Raw genomic sequence first — 18,691 nt, forward strand, 5'->3', positions numbered from 1 at the left:
CACGACAACCGCGAGCGCTAGGGGCGCCCATCCCTGACGAACGCGCCGCCTGTTGCCGGCGCAGCGCATTGCCTTCGGTCCGGCCTGCTAGCCGGCGTTCCGCCCGGCGCTTTGCGGACCACCTTGCAGGCCACCTTCTGGGCGGCCCCGCTGCCGGCACCCCGCCGCACTTTAACCGGCGCACATGTCATCAAGGCTTCACCATTCTAACGATAATCGCGAGATGCGCTGACGGCCCGCGCGTGCCGGCCGGCTACCGGGTCTGTCTGCGGTTCTTTTCAGGCCCTACCTATGGTGTAATGCCGGCATGCAAGTGACCAGCCAGTTCAAGACCGTCGCGCTCGTCGGGCGCAACAATACGCCGGGCATCGCCGAGCCCTTGACCACGCTCGCCTCGTGCATCGCGAAGCGCGGCTTCGAGGTCGTGTTCGAAGCCGACACCGCCGCCGAGATCGGCGTCACCGACTATCCGGCGCTGCGTCCCGCCGAGATCGGCGCGCGCGCCGACGTTGCGGTGGTGCTGGGCGGCGACGGCACCATGCTCGGCATCGGCCGCCAGCTTGCGCCGTACCGCACGCCGCTGATCGGCATCAACCACGGGCGGCTCGGCTTCATTACCGACATTCCGATCTCCGACATGCGCGAGATCGTGCCGCAAATGCTCTCGGGCAACTTCGAGCGCGAAGAACGTGTGCTGCTCGAAGCGCGCATTATGCGCGGCGGCAATCCGATCTATCACGCGCTGGCCTTCAACGACGTGGTGGTCAACCGCAGCGGCTTCTCGGGCATGGCGGAACTGCATGTCTCGGTGGACGGCCGCTTCATGTACAACCAGCGCTCGGACGGCCTGATCGTGGCCACGCCCACCGGCTCGACCGCTTACGCGCTGTCGTCGCAAGGGCCGATTCTGCATCCGCAATTGCAGGGCATCGTGCTGGTGCCGATCGCGCCGCACGCGCTCTCGAACCGGCCGATCGTGCTGCCGGACGACTCCAAGGTGAGCATCCAGATCGTCTCGGGGCGTGAGGTGAACGTCAATTTCGACATGCAGTCGTTCACCTCGCTCGAACTGAGCGACACGATCGAAGTGCGCCGCTCGCGTCATACGGTGCCGATGCTGCATCCCGTCGGCTACAGCTACTTCGCCACGCTGCGCAAGAAGCTGCACTGGAACGAATACCCGTCGCACGAAGAAGACTCCAAGCCCTGAGCGGCAAGGACACCGGAACGCGAACGCCGCCGCTGCCGAAACCCGACTATCACGCTCACCAGACGACCTCCATGCTTCGCCACCTCTCGATACGCGACTTCGTCATCGTCGCCGCGCTCGATCTCGAATTCGACAGCGGCTTTACTGTTTTCTCCGGCGAAACCGGCGCCGGCAAGTCGATCCTGATCGACGCGCTGGCGCTAGCGCTCGGCGCCCGCGCCGATGCGAACGTCGTGCGCACCGGCGAAAGCCGCGCCGACATCACTGCGGAGTTCGAGACGCATGGGCAGGTCGAGCAATGGCTCGACGAGCAGGCGCTCGGCACGACCGGCGACGACGGCCATCACGACGGCACGGTGATGCTGCGGCGCGTGGTGGATGCCAACGGCCGTTCGCGGGCCTTCATCAACGGCACCGCGGCGACGCTCGCGCAGTTGCGCGAGGTCGGCGAAATGCTGGTGGATATTCATGGCCAGCATGCGCACCAGTTGCTGATGCGCCCCGACGCGCAACGCGAACTGTTCGACACACACGCCGGCCTGTCCGACACTGCCGCAACCGTTACGCGAGCATGGCGCATGTGGCGCGAGAAGGTTCAGGCGGTCGAGCACGCGCAAACGCGTGACCGTGAACTGCAACTGGAACGCGAGCGCCTCGCCTGGCAGCTCACCGAACTGGACAAGCTCGCGCCGCAACCCGGTGAGTGGGAAGAAGTGAACGCCGAGCATCGGCGGCTGTCGCACTCCGCCAATCTGATCGACGGCGTGCAAGGCGCGCTCGGCGCACTGTCCGAATCGGACGAGGCCATGATCACGCATCTTTCCTCGATCGTCTCTAAGGTGCGCGATCTGGCGGAGATCGATCCGGCCTTGAACGACGTGCTGGCCGCGCTCGAGCCGGCCGAAATCCAGCTGCAGGAAGCGGCTTATTCGCTGAGTCATTACGCGCAAAAGCTCGAACTCGATCCGGACCGGCTGGCGCAGGTCGAGAAGCGTCTCGACGCGTTGCATTCGGCCGCGCGCAAGTTCCGTCTGCAGCCGGAAACGCTGCCGGAGGAACACGAGGCGCGTCGCGCTCAACTGGCCGCGCTCGACGCGGCCGCCGACCTCGCCAGCCTGCACGCCGCCGAAGCCAAAGCCAGGGAAGACTTCCTGACCGAGGCGAAGAAACTCTCGAAGGCGCGCGCCAAGGCCGGCAAGGCGCTGGGCGCGGCGGTCACCACGGGCATGCAGGAACTGTCGATGAAAGGCGGCAGCTTCGAAGTCGCGCTGGTGCCGCTGCCCGAAGGCGGCGCGCATGGGCTCGAACAGGTCGAGTTCCGCGTCGCCGGTCATGCCGGCGTGCCGCTGCGGCCGCTTGCCAAGGTCGCCTCAGGCGGCGAACTGGCGCGGATCAGCCTCGCGCTCGCCGTGATCGCCAGCGCCGCCAGCCCGACACCCACGCTGATCTTCGACGAAGTGGACACGGGCATCGGCGGCGGCGTCGCCGAAGTGGTCGGGCGGCTATTGCATCAGCTTGGCCAACAGCGCCAGGTGCTGTGCGTGACGCACTTGCCGCAAGTTGCCGCGCGCGGCGACCATCATTTCCAGGTGGCGAAAGCGGGCAATGGCAAAGGCGGCACGGTCAGCAGCGTGACCTCGCTCGACAAGGCGAGCCGCGTCGAGGAAGTCGCGCGCATGCTCGGCGGCCTGGAGATCACACCGACCACGCGCAAGCATGCGAAGGAAATGCTGGCGGCGTAGTTGTTCGTCGGCTGGGGATGCCCTCGCCATCCGCGACTCGCGATCGGAGCACTGGCGGCGACGAACGGCGGCTAAGGGTGAATCGCTGGGCGCGTCGCCCGCTTGGCAGAGTGAAGGCCGCGACGTCGCTCACGCCGCCGCTCGAAGCGCCGCCAGGCAGATCCCGCTTGAGAAACCCTCGCGCACGTTCAACCAAACACACGCTTCCACAGCCCCAGCACCGCTTCACGCTCCCTAGCCACCAGCGCCGGCTCGACCCGCGCCTTCTCCATCCCATCCAACCGCAACTGGTGCTGCAACTTGCGGTACGTGCGATACGCCGCGCCGACCGTCTCCGCTTCCGCCTCGCTCATCAGGCCGAAGCGCGACACTTCCCGCAGCAACGCGATGTTGCCGGTATTGCGGATCAACTCGGGATCGCTCGCCGCGTGCAACAACACCCAGTACTGCACGGTGAATTCGATATCCACCATCCCGCCGCTATCGTGCTTCAGGTCGAACAGCGCCGTATGGTTCGGATGCCCCGCTTCTACGCGCGCACGCATCTCCACAATTTCCTTCATCAGCGGCGCCGCTTCGCGCGGCGTGGTCAGCACCTGTTCGCGGATGGCTTCGAACTTCGCGCCGATCTCAGCGTCGCCCGCGCAGTAACGCGCGCGGCTCAATGCCTGGTGTTCCCACACCCACGCCGTATTCGCTGCGTCGCCCTCGCGCAACTGGTAACGGCGGAACGCGTCCAGATCGGTGACGAGCAGGCCCGATTCGCCGTTCGGCCGCAGACGCAAGTCGACGTCGAACAGGGTGCCGGCGCCGGTTGCCGTCGTGAGCCAGGTGATCAGGCGGCGGGTGTAGGTGGAGTAGACGTCGGCTGCGGCGTCGTCGGGGTCGTCGTAGAGGAAGATCACGTCGAGATCGGACGCGTAGCCCAGTTCCTTGCCGCCCAGCTTGCCGTACGCGATCACCGCGAAACGCGGCACGTCGCGGTGGCGTTTCGGCAGTTGGTTCCAGACGGCCTCGAGCGTGACGTCGAGCACGGCATCGGCAAGTTCGGACAGCCGGTCGCTCACATGTTCGACGCTCAGCTTGCCGGCCAGATCGATTAGCAGAATGCGAAACACCTCGGCCTGGTGGGCATGGCGCAACAGATCCATCTGCTGTTCGACGCCATCCGCCGCGGCAAGGCGCAGGCGCAGCGTGCGCTTGAACTCGGGCCAGTCGAACGGACTGTTGATCGCTTCGTCGTCCAGCAATTCGTCGAGCAATTGCGGATGGCGGATCAGATAGCCGGCCGCCCAGCGCGAACCGCCGAGCACCGACAGCACGCGATGCAGCGCCTGCGGATATTCGGTCAGCAGCGCGAGATACGCGCCGCGCCGGCTCACCGCTTCGAGCAGGTCGAAGAACCGCGCCACCGTATCGCCGCGCCGCTCGGCGGGCTCTAAAGTGCGCGCGGCTTCGAGCGCCCGTTGCGCGACGATGTCGAAACGTTGCCGGCTGCGCTCGGCCAGCCCCGCATAACGCGACGACTGCCACACCGCGCGCAGCCGCGCGAGCAGTTCGCCCGGTTCGGCCACGCCGAGTTCGATCAGGCGCGCCTGCAGGGCTTCGTCGGCGCTGTCGTCGGCGAGCGCGCTGCTCCACACCCACACGCCGGCGCCGTCTTCGGGGGCGCCACAGCCGTCGCGGCCGCTCACCTTGTCGGCGAAAATCTGATCGAACTGCTGTTCGACGAATTCGCGATGCGCGTCGAGCTTGGCCATCAGCGCGGCGTAGTCGTCGCAACCCATCGCATGAGCGAGCGCCGCGCGTTCCTCGCGATCGACCGGCATCGCATGGGTCTGCGCATCGTTGCGGTATTGCAGCCGATGCTCGAGTTCGCGCAGGAAGCGATACGCCTGCGACAGCTTCACGCAAACCGACGTGTCGATCAGCCCATGCGTGGCCGCGTGACGCAGCACGGCAAGCGTCGGCCGCACACGGAAGCCCGCATCCTGGCCGCCACGGATCAACTGGAACACCTGCGCGCTGAATTCGATTTCGCGGATGCCGCCCCGCCCGAGCTTGATGTCGTCCGCCTTGTCGGGACGCATCGACGCGCGCCGCTGCGCCTCCTGGCGAATCTGCAGATGGAGTGCGCGAATCGCGCTGATCACGCCGAAGTCGAGATAGCGGCGATAGACGAACGGTGTGACGATCGCATCGAGCTGCTTCTGCAGCCGTTGCGCGGCATCGCTCGCGGCTTCGGACACGAGACGCCCCTTGATCCACGCATAGCGCTCCCACTCGCGGCCTTGCACGTAGAAATACTCTTCGAGCATGCCGAGACTGCACACGAGCGGCCCCGAGTCGCCGTTCGGCCGCAGCCGCATATCGACGCGGAACACGTAGCCGTCGCCGGTCACTTCGGCGAGGGCGCCGATCAGGCGCTTGCCGAGGCGCGTGAAAAAGTCCTGCGTGGCGATCGGCGAACGCTGGCCGCCGGCGGTCTCGCCGTCCTCTTCGTAAATGAAGATCAAGTCGATATCGGACGACACATTCAGCTCGCGCCCGCCAAGCTTGCCCATCCCCACCACGCCAAGCGAGAGCCGTTCGCCTTGCGGATTGCGCGGCTCACCGTATAGCGCTTCGAGTTCGGCGGACAGGACCGCAAGCGCGCGCTGGATCGTCGTCTCCGCCAGGTCCGTCATCGCGCCGGTGACTTCGGCAACATCCGCCTCACCCGCCAGATCACGCTCCATCACGGCGCAAAAAACCTCGGTGCGCAGTTGGCGCAAGGCCCGTTTAAGTGCATCTTCACTCAATGGCGCATCGGCCGCGCCGGCCGACTCGGCGCACAAGGCGTCGAAACGCGCGTCGATACGCTCGCGCGTGAGCGGCCCGGACGCCAGCGCCGCCACGTGCGCCACGAGTTGCGGACGGGCCGCCGCAGCGCGCGCCGCGTAGTGTGAATAGTTGGAACTCAGGAGAGTGGCGTCAGTCATCAAGGGTCTGGCTCGCTCGTTGCTTGATCAGCGTGGTTCAGTTCGTCGTAGTACACGGTAGCGGTGGTCGCGGCAGCCTCGCGCAAGTCGCGAGACGGCATGCAGACAGGGTTTGCAGGAGGTCCGCCTACGCTTTCCCGTGTGTTACATTTCGTCGTTAATTCGCAAAACTACCATACGCCCACCCGCCGCAGCATGTCCGAGCGAAACGAATCCGCCGCCCCGCACGAAACTGCGCAGGTCCGGCCTGTGAGCGGACGCGACCACATCGTGCTGCGTCGGACCTTGCACGTGGTCCTCGCGCTCGCGCTCGTCCTGTACTTCATTGCGACGGGTCTGTTTCTCGGCTTGCGCTACGTGGTCCTGCCGCGGATCGATTCGTTCCGGCCGCGCATCGAAGCCGCCATCTCCGAAAAGCTGCACACGCAGTTCACCATCGGCAAGCTCGCGCCGCATTGGAGCGGCTTCCAGCCGGGCCTCGACGTCACCGATCTCGTGATCCGCGATCACGACGGCAAAGCCGCGCTGACCATCCCGCACGCCACCGCAGCGCTCTCGTGGAAATCGCTCTGGCAGTTTCATCCCGCGCTGTCCAGCCTGATCGTCGATCAGCCGGACGTGCTGGTGTCGCGCAGCAGCGACGGCGTGCTTTCGGTGGCGGGCGTGCCGGTGCCGACTCGCCACAGCGGCAACGACACCTTGTCCACCTGGCTACTGCGTCAGCAGGCGATCGTGGTGCGTGGCGGCGCGCTGCGCTGGCGCGATGCGCAGCATGACGCGCCGGAGTTGGCGCTGCGCGACATCCGCATCGCGATTCTGAACGACGGCTACGATCACCGCCTTGCACTGCAGGCGCCCGCCGACGGCCAGGTCCTGCACGGCCCGATCGATTTCCGCACGCACTTCAAACACGCGCGGCTCTCCGCGATCGGCAAGCCGATCAACTGGACCGGCCAGGTGTACGTCTCGACCGGCCCGGTCGATCTGCCGACGCTCGCGCGCTACGTCAATTTCCCGATCGAGACGTTTGCCGGCCGAATCGACAACGCCATCTGGATCGACTTCGCCGACGGGCGCATGAAGTCGGCGGGCGGCCAACTCGCCGGCACCGACGTCGCCATGCGGGTGCGTCCGACCCAGCCGAAGCTGCTGGTGCCGGTCGCCAATTTCTCGTGGCGCCTCGAAGCCGACCAGGGCGACTACAGACTGCAACTGACCAATCTGCACGCCGAACTCGGCCAGCCGCCGCTCGACGACGGCACGCCGCTCACCCGCACACTCGCGTTCACCACGCTCAATGGCCGCTACCGGACCGCCTCGCAGCAACACGGGCAGCTCGTCGGCGTGAGCGGCGATCGTGTCGACCTCGGCATCCTCGCCGAATTCAGCCGCGCGTTGCCGCTGCCGCGGCGCCTCCTGAACAGTCTGGTGCGCTTCAATCCGCGCGGTCTGGTGGCCAATTATGTGATCGAAGTCGAGCGCGGCAAACCCGAGTCCGGCGAAGCAGGCAGCGACCGCCGCCCGAGCGGCGCCGAGCCGATCGAACGCTATCGCTTCAAGGGCGACCTGCAGGGTATCAGCATCGCCGCTCAGGAACCGCCGCCGGGGCTTACGCCACTGAATCACCCGCGCGCTGGCATTCCCGGCATCGAGAATCTGTGGGGCAACGTGGATGCCGACGAGACCCACGGCACCGCCCTGCTCAACACCTCCAACGTCGCCATTACGCTGCCGGGCGTGTTCGACGACCCGCGCCTGAAGCTCGACCGTCTGCATGGCCGCGCCGATTGGACCATTGCGCCGAAAGCGCCGGGCGAGAACCGCCCGGCCTTCACCGTGAAGCTGGCCGATTTCGGCGTCTCGAACGCCGACGCCGCGGCCACCGCCTCCGCCGACTACAGCAACCCCGGCCACGGACGCGGCTCGCTCGATCTGAAAGCCGACTTCCAGCGCGCGCAGGTGTCGCGCATCGTCCGCTACTTGCCGACCAGCATCAGCGAAAAGCTGCGCATCTATCTCGGCCACGGCTTGCAGGCCGGCATGTCGCACGGCGCGACCATCGAGATTCACGGCGATCTCACCAAATTTCCCTACTCGCGCGATCCGAGCGCCGGGCAGTTCCATATCGTTGCGCCGTTCAAGGGCGGCAAGTTCGATCCGACACCCTTCCCGCCGCGCAAGATGAAGAACGGCACGCCGAACGTGTGGCCCGCGCTCGACGGCATCGACGGCGTGTTCGAGCTCAAGCAGAACGTGCTGCGCTTCGACATCGACCGGGCGCATTACAAGCAGGTCGCGCTGATCGGCGTCAACGGCAGGATCGAGGACCTCGGCACCAAGGCGTCGAGCCTCGTCATCAAGGGCGACGGCCACGGGCCGCTCGCCGACATGCTCGACTACGTGAACGCCAGCTCGCTCGGCATCATGGCGAAGCATGAAACCGAGAAAGTGCGCGCTGAAGGGCCGGCGTCGCTCGCGCTCCAGTTGACGGTGCCGCGTACGCCGAAGCCGCACATCGCCGTGGAAGGCGCGGTCGGCTTCCAGAACAATCGCCTGAGCGTCGAGAACGTGCCGCCGCTGTCGCAACTGAAGGGCAAGGTGCATTTCACCGAGCACACGGCGCAGGTGGACCGGCTCTCCGGGCAATTCCTCGGCGGCGACGTGCATGCGAACGGCGGATTGAAGAAGGACGGCACCTATGCGCTCGACCTTGGCGGCCATATCGCCGTCGACGCCGCACGCGGCCTCAATCTGCATGGGCCGGGCGCGCAGGTGCTGACGCGCATGAGCGGCAGCGCGCCCTACGCGCTCAACGTGCGCGGCGCCAAAGGACAGCTGCCCGAAGTGACGGCGCACTCCGATCTGACCGGCCTCGCGCTCGACTTCCCCGCGCCTTTCAACAAGCCGGTCGGCACGCCGATGCCGCTGCGTTTCGCCGTCAGCCCGTCCGCCGCACCGGGCGAAGCGGGAATCGAGCGCGCCGATCTCACCTTCGGCCCGGTCGCCGCCACCTATCTGCTGCGCTATCAGCCGAAAACGACGCCGACGGTCGTGCGCGGCGCAATCGGCGTGAACAAGACCGCCGACCTGCCGTCCGAAGGGGTGATCGCCGCCGTCGACCTGGACGAATTCGACGCGGACGCGTGGCGCGCGCTGATCACGCAAATACGCAGTAAAGAAGCGGCCGCCGCCGTGACGCCGGCTGTGCAGAACCCGACCGTCGCGCAATTCCTGCCGAGCCGCTTCGCGTTGCACATCGACACGCTGACGCTGCTCAAACGGCACTGGGACAGCGTGATCGTCGGCGCATCGCATACGGACCGCACATGGCAGGCGAACATCGCCTCGAACCAGGTGTCGGGCCATGTGTCATGGCTGCCGGGCGCGACGAAAGAGTCGCCGGGCACGCTACAGGCGCGCTTTGCCCGCGTGGTGATTCCGTCGGCGACCGACAAGGACGTGCTCGGCCAGGCGATCTCGGCGCCGGCGCAGAACATGCCGACCATCGATCTGGTGGTCAACGAGTTGATCGTGCGCGACCGCAACATTGGCCGCCTCGAAGTCGACGCGCACAACTTCGACGAAGACGGCGTGCCGGTCTGGCAACTCGACAAGCTCGACATCACCAACCCCGCGGCTACGCTGACCGCCACCGCGAACTGGCGCACCTCGACCGGCCTCGGCAACAGCGCCGACGAAGCCACGCCGCGCCGCACCGTGTTCGATTTCAAGCTCGATATCAAGGACGCCGGCGCGCTGCTGGAGCGCTTCGGCCAGCCGCGCACGCTCAAGGCGGGCAGCGGTTCGCTCTCGGGCAAGGTGGTGTGGCAAGGCGGCCCGACCAAGATCGACTATCCGACCTTTAACGGCAATCTGGCCGTCGATCTGCGTCACGGCGAGATTCTCAAGGTCGATCCGGGCGTCGCGAAGCTGCTGGGAGTGCTCAGCCTGCAAAGCCTCGCGCGCTTCGCCACCATGAATTTCCACGACGTGATCGGCGAAGGCCTGCCGTTTGATCATGTCACCGGCACCGCGCAGGTTCACAACGGCATTGGCCGCACCGAGAACTTCGAGATGGTGACCGCACCGGCGCGCGCCGAGATGAAAGGCTCGGTCGATCTCGCTCAAGAAACCCAGGACCTGCACGTGCGGATCGTGCCGACGGTCAGCGCCGGTGCCGGTGTGATTGCCGCGGCGGTCATCAATCCGCTGCTCGGGCTGGGCGCGCTGGTGGCCGATGTGGCCTTCAGCCAGACGGTCTCGCACGCGTTCGCGCGCGATTACGCGATCACCGGTTCGTGGTCGAAACCGCACGTTGAGCGGGTGAAGAGCGATCGCGGTAAGATGGACGCTCCGGCTTCGACCGTGGACGCGCACTGAGCCTGCATCCGGCCCTTTGTTTGGTCAGACAGGCACCGTGCCGCAGCGGCGGCCCGAGCCAGCCTTGAACGACGTATGCGGCGCAAGCCATTCGCGCCGCCGTCTTGCCGGGAGTTTTTCGAAACGCTCATGAGCGAAACACACGTCTCTTCAGCCGTCTCCAGCGGTTCCCTGGAAAGCGCATTCCGTGTCGCCGCGCTGCAAATGGTGAGCACACCGGATCGCGAGCGCAATCTCGCCGAAGCCGGGCGCCTGATTGCCGAAGCCGCCGCCGACGGCGCGCAACTTGTCCTGCTGCCTGAATACTTCTGCTTCATGGGCTTCAAGGATACGGACAAACTCGCCGTGCGCGAACCCTATCAGGACGGTCCGATCCAGCGCTTTCTCGCCGACGCCGCGCGCCGCCACCAGATCTGGGTGATCGGCGGCACGCTGCCGTTGATGTCGCCCGAAGCCTCGCGCGTGCTGAACACCACGCTGGTGTTCGACCCGCAAGGCAACGAGGCCGCGCGCTACGACAAGATCCACCTGTTCAACTTCGAAAAGGGCGAGGAATCGTTCGACGAGGCACGCACCATCTGCCCCGGCGGCGAGGTCCGCACCTTCGAGGCGCCGTTCGGCCGCGTCGGCCTGTCGGTCTGCTACGATCTGCGCTTTCCGGAGCTGTACCGGCGCATGGGCGACTGCGCGCTGATCGTGGTGCCGTCGGCGTTCACTTACACGACCGGCCGCGCCCATTGGGAGATGCTGCTGCGCGCCCGGGCGGTCGAAAACCAGTGTTACGTGCTGGCCGCGGCGCAAGGCGGCAAACATGAAAACGGCCGCCGGACGTGGGGCCACAGCATGCTGATCGACCCGTGGGGCGAAATCGTCGCGGTGCGCGACGAAGGCGCAGGCGTGGTCGCCGGCAATCTCGAGCGTGCGCGTATCGACGAAGTGCGACAGAGTCTGCCCGCCTGGCGTCATCGTGTGCTCAGTTGACTCCTCTGACCCAGTTGATAAATCCATCCGCGTGACATTGAAACTGCGGCGTCTCCTACTCACATAGTGTGTGACAGAGGCGCTAACCGAATCCTTCGTATCGAGCAGAACATACTTCGCATGAACATCATCGAACCCGGTATCCGTAATCTCGCCACCGCCAAGGACATCCTCCTGACGCCCTACGGTCTCGACGAATCCCTGCTCACTCGCACGCTCGCCGAAATCTTCACGCACAAGATCGACTACGCGGACCTGTATTTCCAGTACACGCGCAGCGAAGCGTGGAGTCTCGAAGAAGGCATCGTGAAGTCCGGCAGCTTCAGCATCGACCAGGGCGTCGGCGTGCGCGCCGTGTCGGGCGACCGCACGGCTTTCGCCTATTCGGACGACCTGTCGCCCGAAGCGATCCGCCAGGCGGCGCTCGCCACCCGCTCGATCGCCAAGGCGGGCGGCGGCAAGCAGAAGATCAAGGTGGCGTCGTCGCTGACCGGCATCGCCGGGCGCGATCTGTACCTGCCGGCCGATCCGCTGCATTCGCTCGACGCGACGGCCAAGGTCAAGCTGCTCGAACGTATCGAACAGATGGCGCGCGGCCGCGATCCGCGCATCCAGCAGGTCATGGCCGGCCTCGCCGGCGAATACGACGTGGTACTGGTCGCGCGCAGCGACGGCGGTTTCGCGGCGGATATTCGTCCGCTGGTGCGTGTCTCGGTCACGGTGATCGCCGAGCAGAACGGCCGGCGCGAAATCGGCAGCGGCGGCGGCGGTGGCCGCTTCGATTACGCCTATTTCACGGACGAAGTTCTGTCGGGCTATGTCGACGACGCCGTCCATGCGGCGCTGGTGAACCTCGACGCGCGCCCCGCTCCGGCAGGCGCGATGACCGTCGTGCTCGGACCGGGCTGGCCCGGCGTGCTGCTGCACGAAGCGATCGGCCACGGCCTGGAAGGCGACTTCAACCGCAAGGGTTCGTCGGCATTCGCGGGGCGGATCGGCGAGCAGGTCGCCGCCAAGGGCGTCACCGTGGTGGATGACGGCACGCTGCCGAACCGCCGCGGGTCGCTCAATATCGACGACGAAGGCAATCCGACCCAGTGCACCACGCTGATCGAAGACGGCATTCTGAAGGGCTACATCCAGGACACGCTGAACGCGCGTCTGATGAAGATGCCGGTCACGGGCAACGCGCGCCGTGAGTCGTATGCGGCGCTGCCCATGCCGCGCATGACCAACACATACATGCTCAACGGCGACAAGGATCCGCAGGAAATCATCGCTTCCGTGAAGAACGGGCTGTATGCGGTGAACTTCGGCGGCGGCCAGGTCGACATCACCAACGGCAAATTCGTGTTCTCCGCGTCCGAGGCGTACATGATCGAAAACGGCAAGGTCACGTACCCGGTGAAGGGCGCGACGCTGATCGGCAGCGGCCCGGAATCGCTCAAATACGTCAGCATGATCGGCAACGACATGAAGCTCGATTCGGGCGTCGGCGTGTGCGGCAAGGAAGGCCAGAGCGTGCCGGTGGGCGTCGGCCAACCCACGCTGCGGATCGACAGAATGACGGTCGGCGGCACGGCCTGATTCGGCAACAAATGCATACTTCGTGCACGTATTGCGCGAAGTATGCGGATTTTCCGCATTTTTACACCCCGCAGCTTGCAAGCGCCGCCTGCCCGGGTTATAAAGTCACTCACCCTTTTTGACCTGCGACCTCATTCGTCATGTCCGCCAAGTTTTATTTTTACTTTTTTTGGCATCTCAGACCGCTGGCGGATCGAGAGGGGTGTTAGTGCACGCAGGACACCGAGAATTCCCGAAAAACCGCCAGCTAGCCTGGCGGTTTTTTTTCGCCTCATGCCTTTGAAACTTTAATTTTGATGGTCGTCCGCTCTGGCATCGCTGCTTCATCGCAACCCTGATTGCCCGCGCGAACACGCTACGAACCGATTGGAGAACAAGATGCCCCCGCACAACACCGACGATGTCCGCATCCGCGAATTGAAAGAACTCACACCGCCCGCTCACCTGATCCGCGAATTCGCTTGCGACGAAACGGTGTCCGACGTGATCTACAACTCGCGCACCGCGATGCATCGCATTCTGCACGGCATGGAAGACCGCTTGATCGTGATCATCGGACCGTGTTCGATTCACGATACCAAGGCAGCGATGGAATACGCGGGGCGTCTGATCGAGCAGCGCAAACGCTTCGCCGGCGAACTCGAAATCGTGATGCGCGTGTACTTCGAAAAGCCGCGTACGACGGTGGGCTGGAAGGGTCTCATCAACGACCCGCACATGGACAACAGCTTCAAGATCAACGACGGCCTGCGCACCGCGCGCGAGCTGCTGTTACGCATCAACGAACTGGGCCTGCCGGCCGGCACCGAATACCTCGACATGATCAGCCCGCAATACATCGCCGACCTGATCTCGTGGGGTGCGATCGGCGCGCGGACCACCGAATCCCAAGTGCACCGCGAACTGGCTTCGGGCCTGTCGTGCCCGGTCGGCTTCAAGAACGGCACGGACGGCAACGTCAAGATCGCCGTCGACGCGATCAAGGCCGCCTCGCAGCCGCACCATTTCCTGTCGGTCACCAAGGGCGGCCACTCGGCGATCGTCTCGACCGCGGGCAATGAGGACTGCCACATCATCCTGCGTGGCGGCAAGACGCCGAACTACGACGCGGACAGCGTCAACGCGGCGTGCGCGGACATCGGCAAGGCCGGCCTCGCCGCGCGTCTGATGATCGATGCAAGCCACGCGAACAGCTCGAAGAAGCATGAGAACCAGATTCCAGTGTGCGCGGATATCGGCCGCCAGATTGCTTCGGGCGACGAACGGATTGTCGGCGTGATGGTGGAATCGCATCTGGTGGCGGGCCGCCAGGATCTGCAGGAAGGCTGCGCGCTGACGTACGGCCAGAGCATCACGGACGCCTGCATCGGTTGGGATGAAAGCGTCGCCGTGCTCGAAGGCCTCGCCGACGCGGTCAAGCAACGCCGTGTGGCACGCGGCAGCGGCAACTGAACCCACGCTGACTGCAGCAGTGGATGCACGGAGAAGCCCGGCTCGATGAGCCGGGCTTTTTGTTGGCCGAACGGACGAATGGTGCTCGGTCCGCACGACAGGAAGATTGCCGAAACGCGGTATCGCGCCATCGTTAACAATAGGAACACTTAACAAATGACGATCGACACCAAAATTCGTCACGTAACCAAGCCGGGCGCCAATCTGTTCCTCGAACTCGGCTTTTCCGCTGAAGAGGCGAAACGCCTGCACGCCGCATCGAAAAAACAGATCAACGACACGCGGCTGCTCAAGGAGCAGCTCATGACGGAACTGTCCACCTGGATCGAACAGCATCATTTGAAGCAGGCCGAGGCGGCCGAGATTCTGATGGTGTCTCGCCCGCGCGTGTCCGACGTGGTCAACAAGAAGACCACCAAGTTCACCATCGACACTTTGGTGGAAATGATGAGCCGGATCGGCAAGCCGGTCACGCTGGCGGTTGGCTAACGCACGGGGTCGTCAATGCGGCTGACGCTGCATGCGTCGTGGCGCGGTCTTACGCCTATTGCAGCGGCTACCAGGCTTTAGCCTGCACTGCGTTCGTGTTGCCACAGCACATCGGTGCCGCCGTCCACGCGATTGAGCACGCGCGCGAGCACGAACAGCAGATCGGAAAGCCGGTTCACATACTGGCGCGGCGCGGCGTTGATAGTCTCGTGCTCACCCAACGCAACAATCGCCCGTTCGGCACGGCGGCACACGGTGCGGCACACATGCGCAAGCGAGGCCGCACGCGAGCCAGCGGGCAGAATGAACTCCTTCAGCGGCGGCAACGCCGCGTTGTAGTCGGCAAGCCAGTCGTCGAGTTGCGCGAGTTGCCGGTCGGTAATCATCGTGTGGCCGGGAATGCACAACTCGCCGCCGAGGTCGAACAGATCATGCTGGATCGTCACGAGCGCTGTCCGCACCTTGTCCGGCAAGGTTTCACACAGCAGCACGCCGAGGTTCGAGTTGAGTTCGTCCACGTCGCCAACCGCGGCAATGCGCGCGCTGTCTTTGCGCACACGGCTGCCGTCACCGAGACCGGTGGTGCCGTCGTCGCCCGTGCGGGTGGCGATCTTGCTCAAACGGTTGCCCATAAAGTCTCCCATGCATTCAGTGACGATGCGCCGCGCCATGGCCCGACATAGATCCGCAGCGGCACATCGGGCACCGCGTTTATCCATATTGCGCGCATCGTGAAGTCGCCGCCATTATAGAAGCGCTGGCCGGCTGCAACGCCGGCCCACGGGTGATCGGCGTAAAATGAAACACATGCTGCAAACCAGCACCGCCCCAAATACCAGGAGACATGCGTGAATCATCCCGTGCCGCCGGCCCCGCTGCGCCGGCCGTTTCCCGCCGAGTTGCTGAGCGCGCTCAAAGCCGTCTTCGCCGATCGCGTGTCCGTGTCCGAAGCCGTGCGCGCCCATCATGGCCGTGACGAATCGCCGTTCGACCCGCAACTGCCCGATGCCGTCGTCTTCGCGCGCACGACTGAAGACGTGCAAACCGTCGTCAAACTGTGCGGCCAGTACAACGTACCGATCATCCCCTACGGCAACGGCTCGTCGCTCGAAGGGCATCTGCTCGCCGTGCAAGGCGGCGTGTCGATCGATCTGTCGGAAATGAACCGGGTGTTGTCGATCAACGCCGAAGACTTGACGGTCACCGTCGAACCCGGCATCTCGCGCAAGCAGCTAAACGAGGCCTTGCGCGACACTGGTCTGTTCTTCCCGATCGACCCGGGCGCGGACGCGAGCATTGGCGGCATGTCGGCCACGCGCGCATCGGGCACCAATGCCGTGCGCTACGGCACGATGCGCGAGAACGTGCTCGGGCTGTCCGTGGTTCTGGCCGACGGACGCGTGATCAAAACCGGCACGCGGGCACGCAAGTCGTCCGCGGGTTACGACCTCACACGCATGTTCGTCGGCTCGGAAGGCACGCTCGGCGTGATCACGGAAATCACCGTGCGCCTGTATCCGCAACCGGAAGCGGTGTCCGCAGCCGTGTGCGCGTTCCCGTCCATGGGCAATGCGGTGCGCGCGGTCATCGAAACGATTCAGATGGGCGTACCGATTGCGCGCGTCGAGTTCGTCGATTCGCTCGCCATCCGCTCGATCAATCGCCACTCGAATCTGACGCTGCGTGAAGCGCCCACGCTATTCTTCGAATTCCACGGAACCGAGGCGAGCGTGAAAGAGCAGGCCGAGCTGGTCCAGGAGATCGCCACGCAGAATGCCGGCGAAGGCTTCGAATGGGCGACGCGTCCGGAGGACCGCAGCCGTCTGTGGAACGCGCGCCACAACGCCTATTTCGCCATGCTGCAGCTGAAACCCGGCTGCCGCGCGGTCACGACCGACGTCTGCGTGCCGATCTCGCGTCTCGCGGAATGCGTGGAGGAAACGGAACAGGATCTGAAAGCGTCGCCGCTGCCCTGCCCGATCGTCGGCCATGTCGGCGACGGCAACTTTCACGTCGCGATCCTGATCGATCCCAACAAGCCGGAAGAACTCGTCGAAGCCGAACATCTGAACCATCGCATCGTGCAACGCGCGCTGCGCATGGACGGCACCTGCACGGGCGAGCATGGCGTCGGCCTGCACAAGATGGGTTTCCTGCTCGAAGAGCACGGTGAAGTCGCGGTGGATACCATGCGCTCGATCAAGCACGCGCTCGATCCGCACAATCTGATGAACCCGGGCAAGATCTTCACCTGGGCGGCATGACGCGTATTCAGGCGCGGCTGCATGAGAGAACCAGCCGCGTTGGACTTGAAAGGCACGAGGAGACAAGTCACATGAACGCACCCGCTGAACTGACGGCCGAAGTACTCGCCCAGCGCCAGCGCGAAGTCGTGCAGGCGCTGATGGCCGTATTGCCGACCCATTGTTTGCTGTATCGCGAAGAAGACACCGTCGCCTACGAATGCGACGGTCTCGCGGCCTACCGGCGTCTACCGCTCGCGGTCGCGTTGCCGGAGACGGAATCGCAGGTGCAGCGCATCGTGCAGATCTGCCATCGCCTCGACGTGCCGATCGTGCCGCGCGGCGCGGGCACCGGTCTGTCCGGCGGCGCCATGCCGATCCGGCACGGCGTGGTGGTATCGCTTGCGCGCTTCCGCAAGATCGTCGAGGTCGACTCGTACGCGCGGACCGCCACGGTGCAGCCGGGTGTGCGCAACCTGTCCATCTCGGAAGCCGCCGCACCTTACGGTTTGTATTACGCGCCGGACCCGTCATCGCAGATCGCCTGCACGATCGGCGGCAATGTCTCGGAGAATTCCGGCGGCGTCCACTGCCTCAAATACGGCCTCACGGTGCATAACGTGATGCGCGTGCGCGCCGTGACCATGGAAGGCGAAATCGTCGAGTTCGGCTCTCTCGCCCCCGACGCGCCGGGTCTCGATCTGCTGGCCGTGCTGATCGGCAGCGAGGGCATGTTTGCGATCGTTACCGAAGTCACCGTCAAGCTGATCCCGAAACCGCAAACGGCGCAGGTCATCATGGCCAGTTTCGACGACGTCGTGAAAGGCGGCGACGCGGTCGCCGGCATCATTGCGGCGGGCATCATTCCGGCGGGGCTGGAGATGATGGACAAGCCGGCCACTCGCGCCGTCGAGGAATTCGTCAACGCGGGCTACGATCTCGAAGCGGCGGCCATCCTGCTGTGCGAATCGGACGGCACGCCCGAAGAAGTCGCCGATGAAATCGTGCGCATGACCGCGGTGCTGCGCGAACAGGGCGCCACCCGCATCCAGATTTCCCGCTCGGAGAACGAGCGCTTGCGCTTCTGGTCCGGCCGCAAGAATGCGTTCCCGGCCGCCGGGCGCATTTCACCCGACTATTACTGCATGGACGGCACGGTGCCGCGCCGTAGTATCGGGCCGCTGCTGGCGCGCATCGAGGCGATGGAGAAGACCTACAACCTGCGCTGTATCAACGTGTTCCATGCGGGCGACGGCAACATGCATCCGCTGATCCTGTTCAACGGCAACGACCAGGACGAGTGGCACCGGGCCGAAGCGTTCGGTTCCGACATCCTCGAAGCGTGCGTCGAACTGGGCGGCACGGTGACCGGCGAGCACGGCGTAGGCATCGAGAAGATCAATTCGATGTGCGTGCAGTTTTCGCCCGAAGAACGCGACACGTTCCACGCGGTCAAGCGGGCTTTCGACGCGCCCGGCCTGCTCAACCCCGATAAAGGCATTCCCACGCGGGCACGCTGCGCCGAATACGGCAAGATGCACGTGCGCGGTGGCTTGCTGCCGCATCCGGAGCTGCCGCGGTTTTAACGCTGTGCCGTGCCCGCCGACGCATCACGCATAGCTCGCG

General features: G+C 65.1%; 11 protein-coding genes. 9 read left to right on the forward strand and 2 right to left on the reverse strand.

The genetic code is table 11. The annotated features are described in order from the left end of the window. The first annotated feature begins 307 nt into the window (after positions 1–307). Entirely contained in the window at positions 308–1,210 is a 903-nt protein-coding gene (locus ACQKRQ_RS08205) for an NAD kinase (RefSeq protein ID WP_132375999.1), read from the forward strand. Between the two features lie 71 nt (positions 1,211–1,281). After that, entirely contained in the window at positions 1,282–2,952 is a 1,671-nt protein-coding gene (recN, locus tag ACQKRQ_RS08210; RefSeq protein WP_427476302.1) for a DNA repair protein RecN, read from the forward strand. A gap of 188 nt (positions 2,953–3,140) precedes the next feature. Here the strand turns inward: recN and glnE are convergent, their stop codons facing one another. Then, a complete protein-coding gene (glnE, locus tag ACQKRQ_RS08215; RefSeq protein WP_427476304.1) occupies positions 3,141–5,933 on the reverse strand; it encodes a bifunctional [glutamate--ammonia ligase]-adenylyl-L-tyrosine phosphorylase/[glutamate--ammonia-ligase] adenylyltransferase in 2,793 nt (930 codons plus the stop codon). A 195-nt stretch (positions 5,934–6,128) separates the two neighbouring features. On the opposite strand from glnE, the gene ACQKRQ_RS08220 reads away from it, so the two are divergent. From ACQKRQ_RS08220 to ACQKRQ_RS08240, 5 genes are all read left to right on the forward strand, one after another. Then, positions 6,129–10,313 carry a YhdP family protein gene (locus ACQKRQ_RS08220; protein WP_427476306.1) on the forward strand — a complete coding sequence of 1,395 codons (4,185 nt, stop codon included), beginning with the start codon at positions 6,129–6,131 and terminating at the stop codon, positions 10,311–10,313. Between the two features lie 129 nt (positions 10,314–10,442). Continuing rightward, entirely contained in the window at positions 10,443–11,294 is an 852-nt protein-coding gene (locus tag ACQKRQ_RS08225) for a carbon-nitrogen hydrolase family protein (RefSeq protein WP_427476308.1), read from the forward strand. A 120-nt stretch (positions 11,295–11,414) separates the two neighbouring features. After that, entirely contained in the window at positions 11,415–12,881 is a 1,467-nt protein-coding gene (gene tldD, locus ACQKRQ_RS08230; protein ID WP_132376004.1) for a metalloprotease TldD, read from the forward strand. Positions 12,882–13,259: 378 nt separating this feature from the next. Next, positions 13,260–14,333 (forward strand): 3-deoxy-7-phosphoheptulonate synthase AroG, encoded by a 1,074-nt coding sequence (gene aroG, locus ACQKRQ_RS08235; RefSeq protein ID WP_012431785.1) that lies wholly within the window; start codon positions 13,260–13,262, stop codon positions 14,331–14,333. Between the two features lie 156 nt (positions 14,334–14,489). After that, positions 14,490–14,822 (forward strand): helix-turn-helix domain-containing protein, encoded by a 333-nt coding sequence (locus ACQKRQ_RS08240; RefSeq protein ID WP_427476310.1) that lies wholly within the window; start codon positions 14,490–14,492, stop codon positions 14,820–14,822. 77 nt (positions 14,823–14,899) lie between these two features. Here ACQKRQ_RS08240 and ACQKRQ_RS08245 read toward each other — a convergent pair whose 3' ends face one another. Beyond that, complete coding sequence (locus ACQKRQ_RS08245) at positions 14,900–15,454, reverse strand: cob(I)yrinic acid a,c-diamide adenosyltransferase (RefSeq protein ID WP_427476312.1); 555 nt, start codon at positions 15,452–15,454, stop codon at positions 14,900–14,902. A 216-nt stretch (positions 15,455–15,670) separates the two neighbouring features. Between ACQKRQ_RS08245 and ACQKRQ_RS08250 the strand changes: the two genes are divergently transcribed. After that, a complete protein-coding gene (locus ACQKRQ_RS08250) occupies positions 15,671–17,086 on the forward strand; it encodes an FAD-linked oxidase C-terminal domain-containing protein (RefSeq protein ID WP_427476314.1) in 1,416 nt (471 codons plus the stop codon). Between the two features lie 71 nt (positions 17,087–17,157). Then, positions 17,158–18,651: an FAD-linked oxidase C-terminal domain-containing protein gene (locus ACQKRQ_RS08255; RefSeq protein ID WP_427476316.1), complete on the forward strand. Its 1,494-nt coding sequence runs from the start codon at positions 17,158–17,160 to the stop codon at positions 18,649–18,651. Positions 18,652–18,691: the final 40 nt, after the last annotated feature.

It is taken from the genome of Paraburkholderia sp. NPDC080076, assembly GCF_050281145.1.
Taxonomy (GTDB): domain Bacteria; phylum Pseudomonadota; class Gammaproteobacteria; order Burkholderiales; family Burkholderiaceae; genus Paraburkholderia.

What these genes read in the sequence shown, in the direction of transcription:
- ACQKRQ_RS08205 (WP_132375999.1), top strand. Translation starts at nt 308, where the DNA reads ATGCAAGTGACCAGCCAGTTCAAGACCGTCGCGCTCGTCGGGCGCAAC.
- recN (WP_427476302.1), top strand. Translation starts at nt 1,282, where the DNA reads ATGCTTCGCCACCTCTCGATACGCGACTTCGTCATCGTCGCCGCGCTC.
- glnE (WP_427476304.1), bottom strand. Translation starts at nt 5,933, where the DNA reads ATGACTGACGCCACTCTCCTGAGTTCCAACTATTCACACTACGCGGCG.
- ACQKRQ_RS08220 (WP_427476306.1), top strand. Translation starts at nt 6,129, where the DNA reads ATGTCCGAGCGAAACGAATCCGCCGCCCCGCACGAAACTGCGCAGGTC.
- ACQKRQ_RS08225 (WP_427476308.1), top strand. Translation starts at nt 10,443, where the DNA reads ATGAGCGAAACACACGTCTCTTCAGCCGTCTCCAGCGGTTCCCTGGAA.
- tldD (WP_132376004.1), top strand. Translation starts at nt 11,415, where the DNA reads ATGAACATCATCGAACCCGGTATCCGTAATCTCGCCACCGCCAAGGAC.
- aroG (WP_012431785.1), top strand. Translation starts at nt 13,260, where the DNA reads ATGCCCCCGCACAACACCGACGATGTCCGCATCCGCGAATTGAAAGAA.
- ACQKRQ_RS08240 (WP_427476310.1), top strand. Translation starts at nt 14,490, where the DNA reads ATGACGATCGACACCAAAATTCGTCACGTAACCAAGCCGGGCGCCAAT.
- ACQKRQ_RS08245 (WP_427476312.1), bottom strand. Translation starts at nt 15,454, where the DNA reads ATGGGCAACCGTTTGAGCAAGATCGCCACCCGCACGGGCGACGACGGC.
- ACQKRQ_RS08255 (WP_427476316.1), top strand. Translation starts at nt 17,158, where the DNA reads ATGAACGCACCCGCTGAACTGACGGCCGAAGTACTCGCCCAGCGCCAG.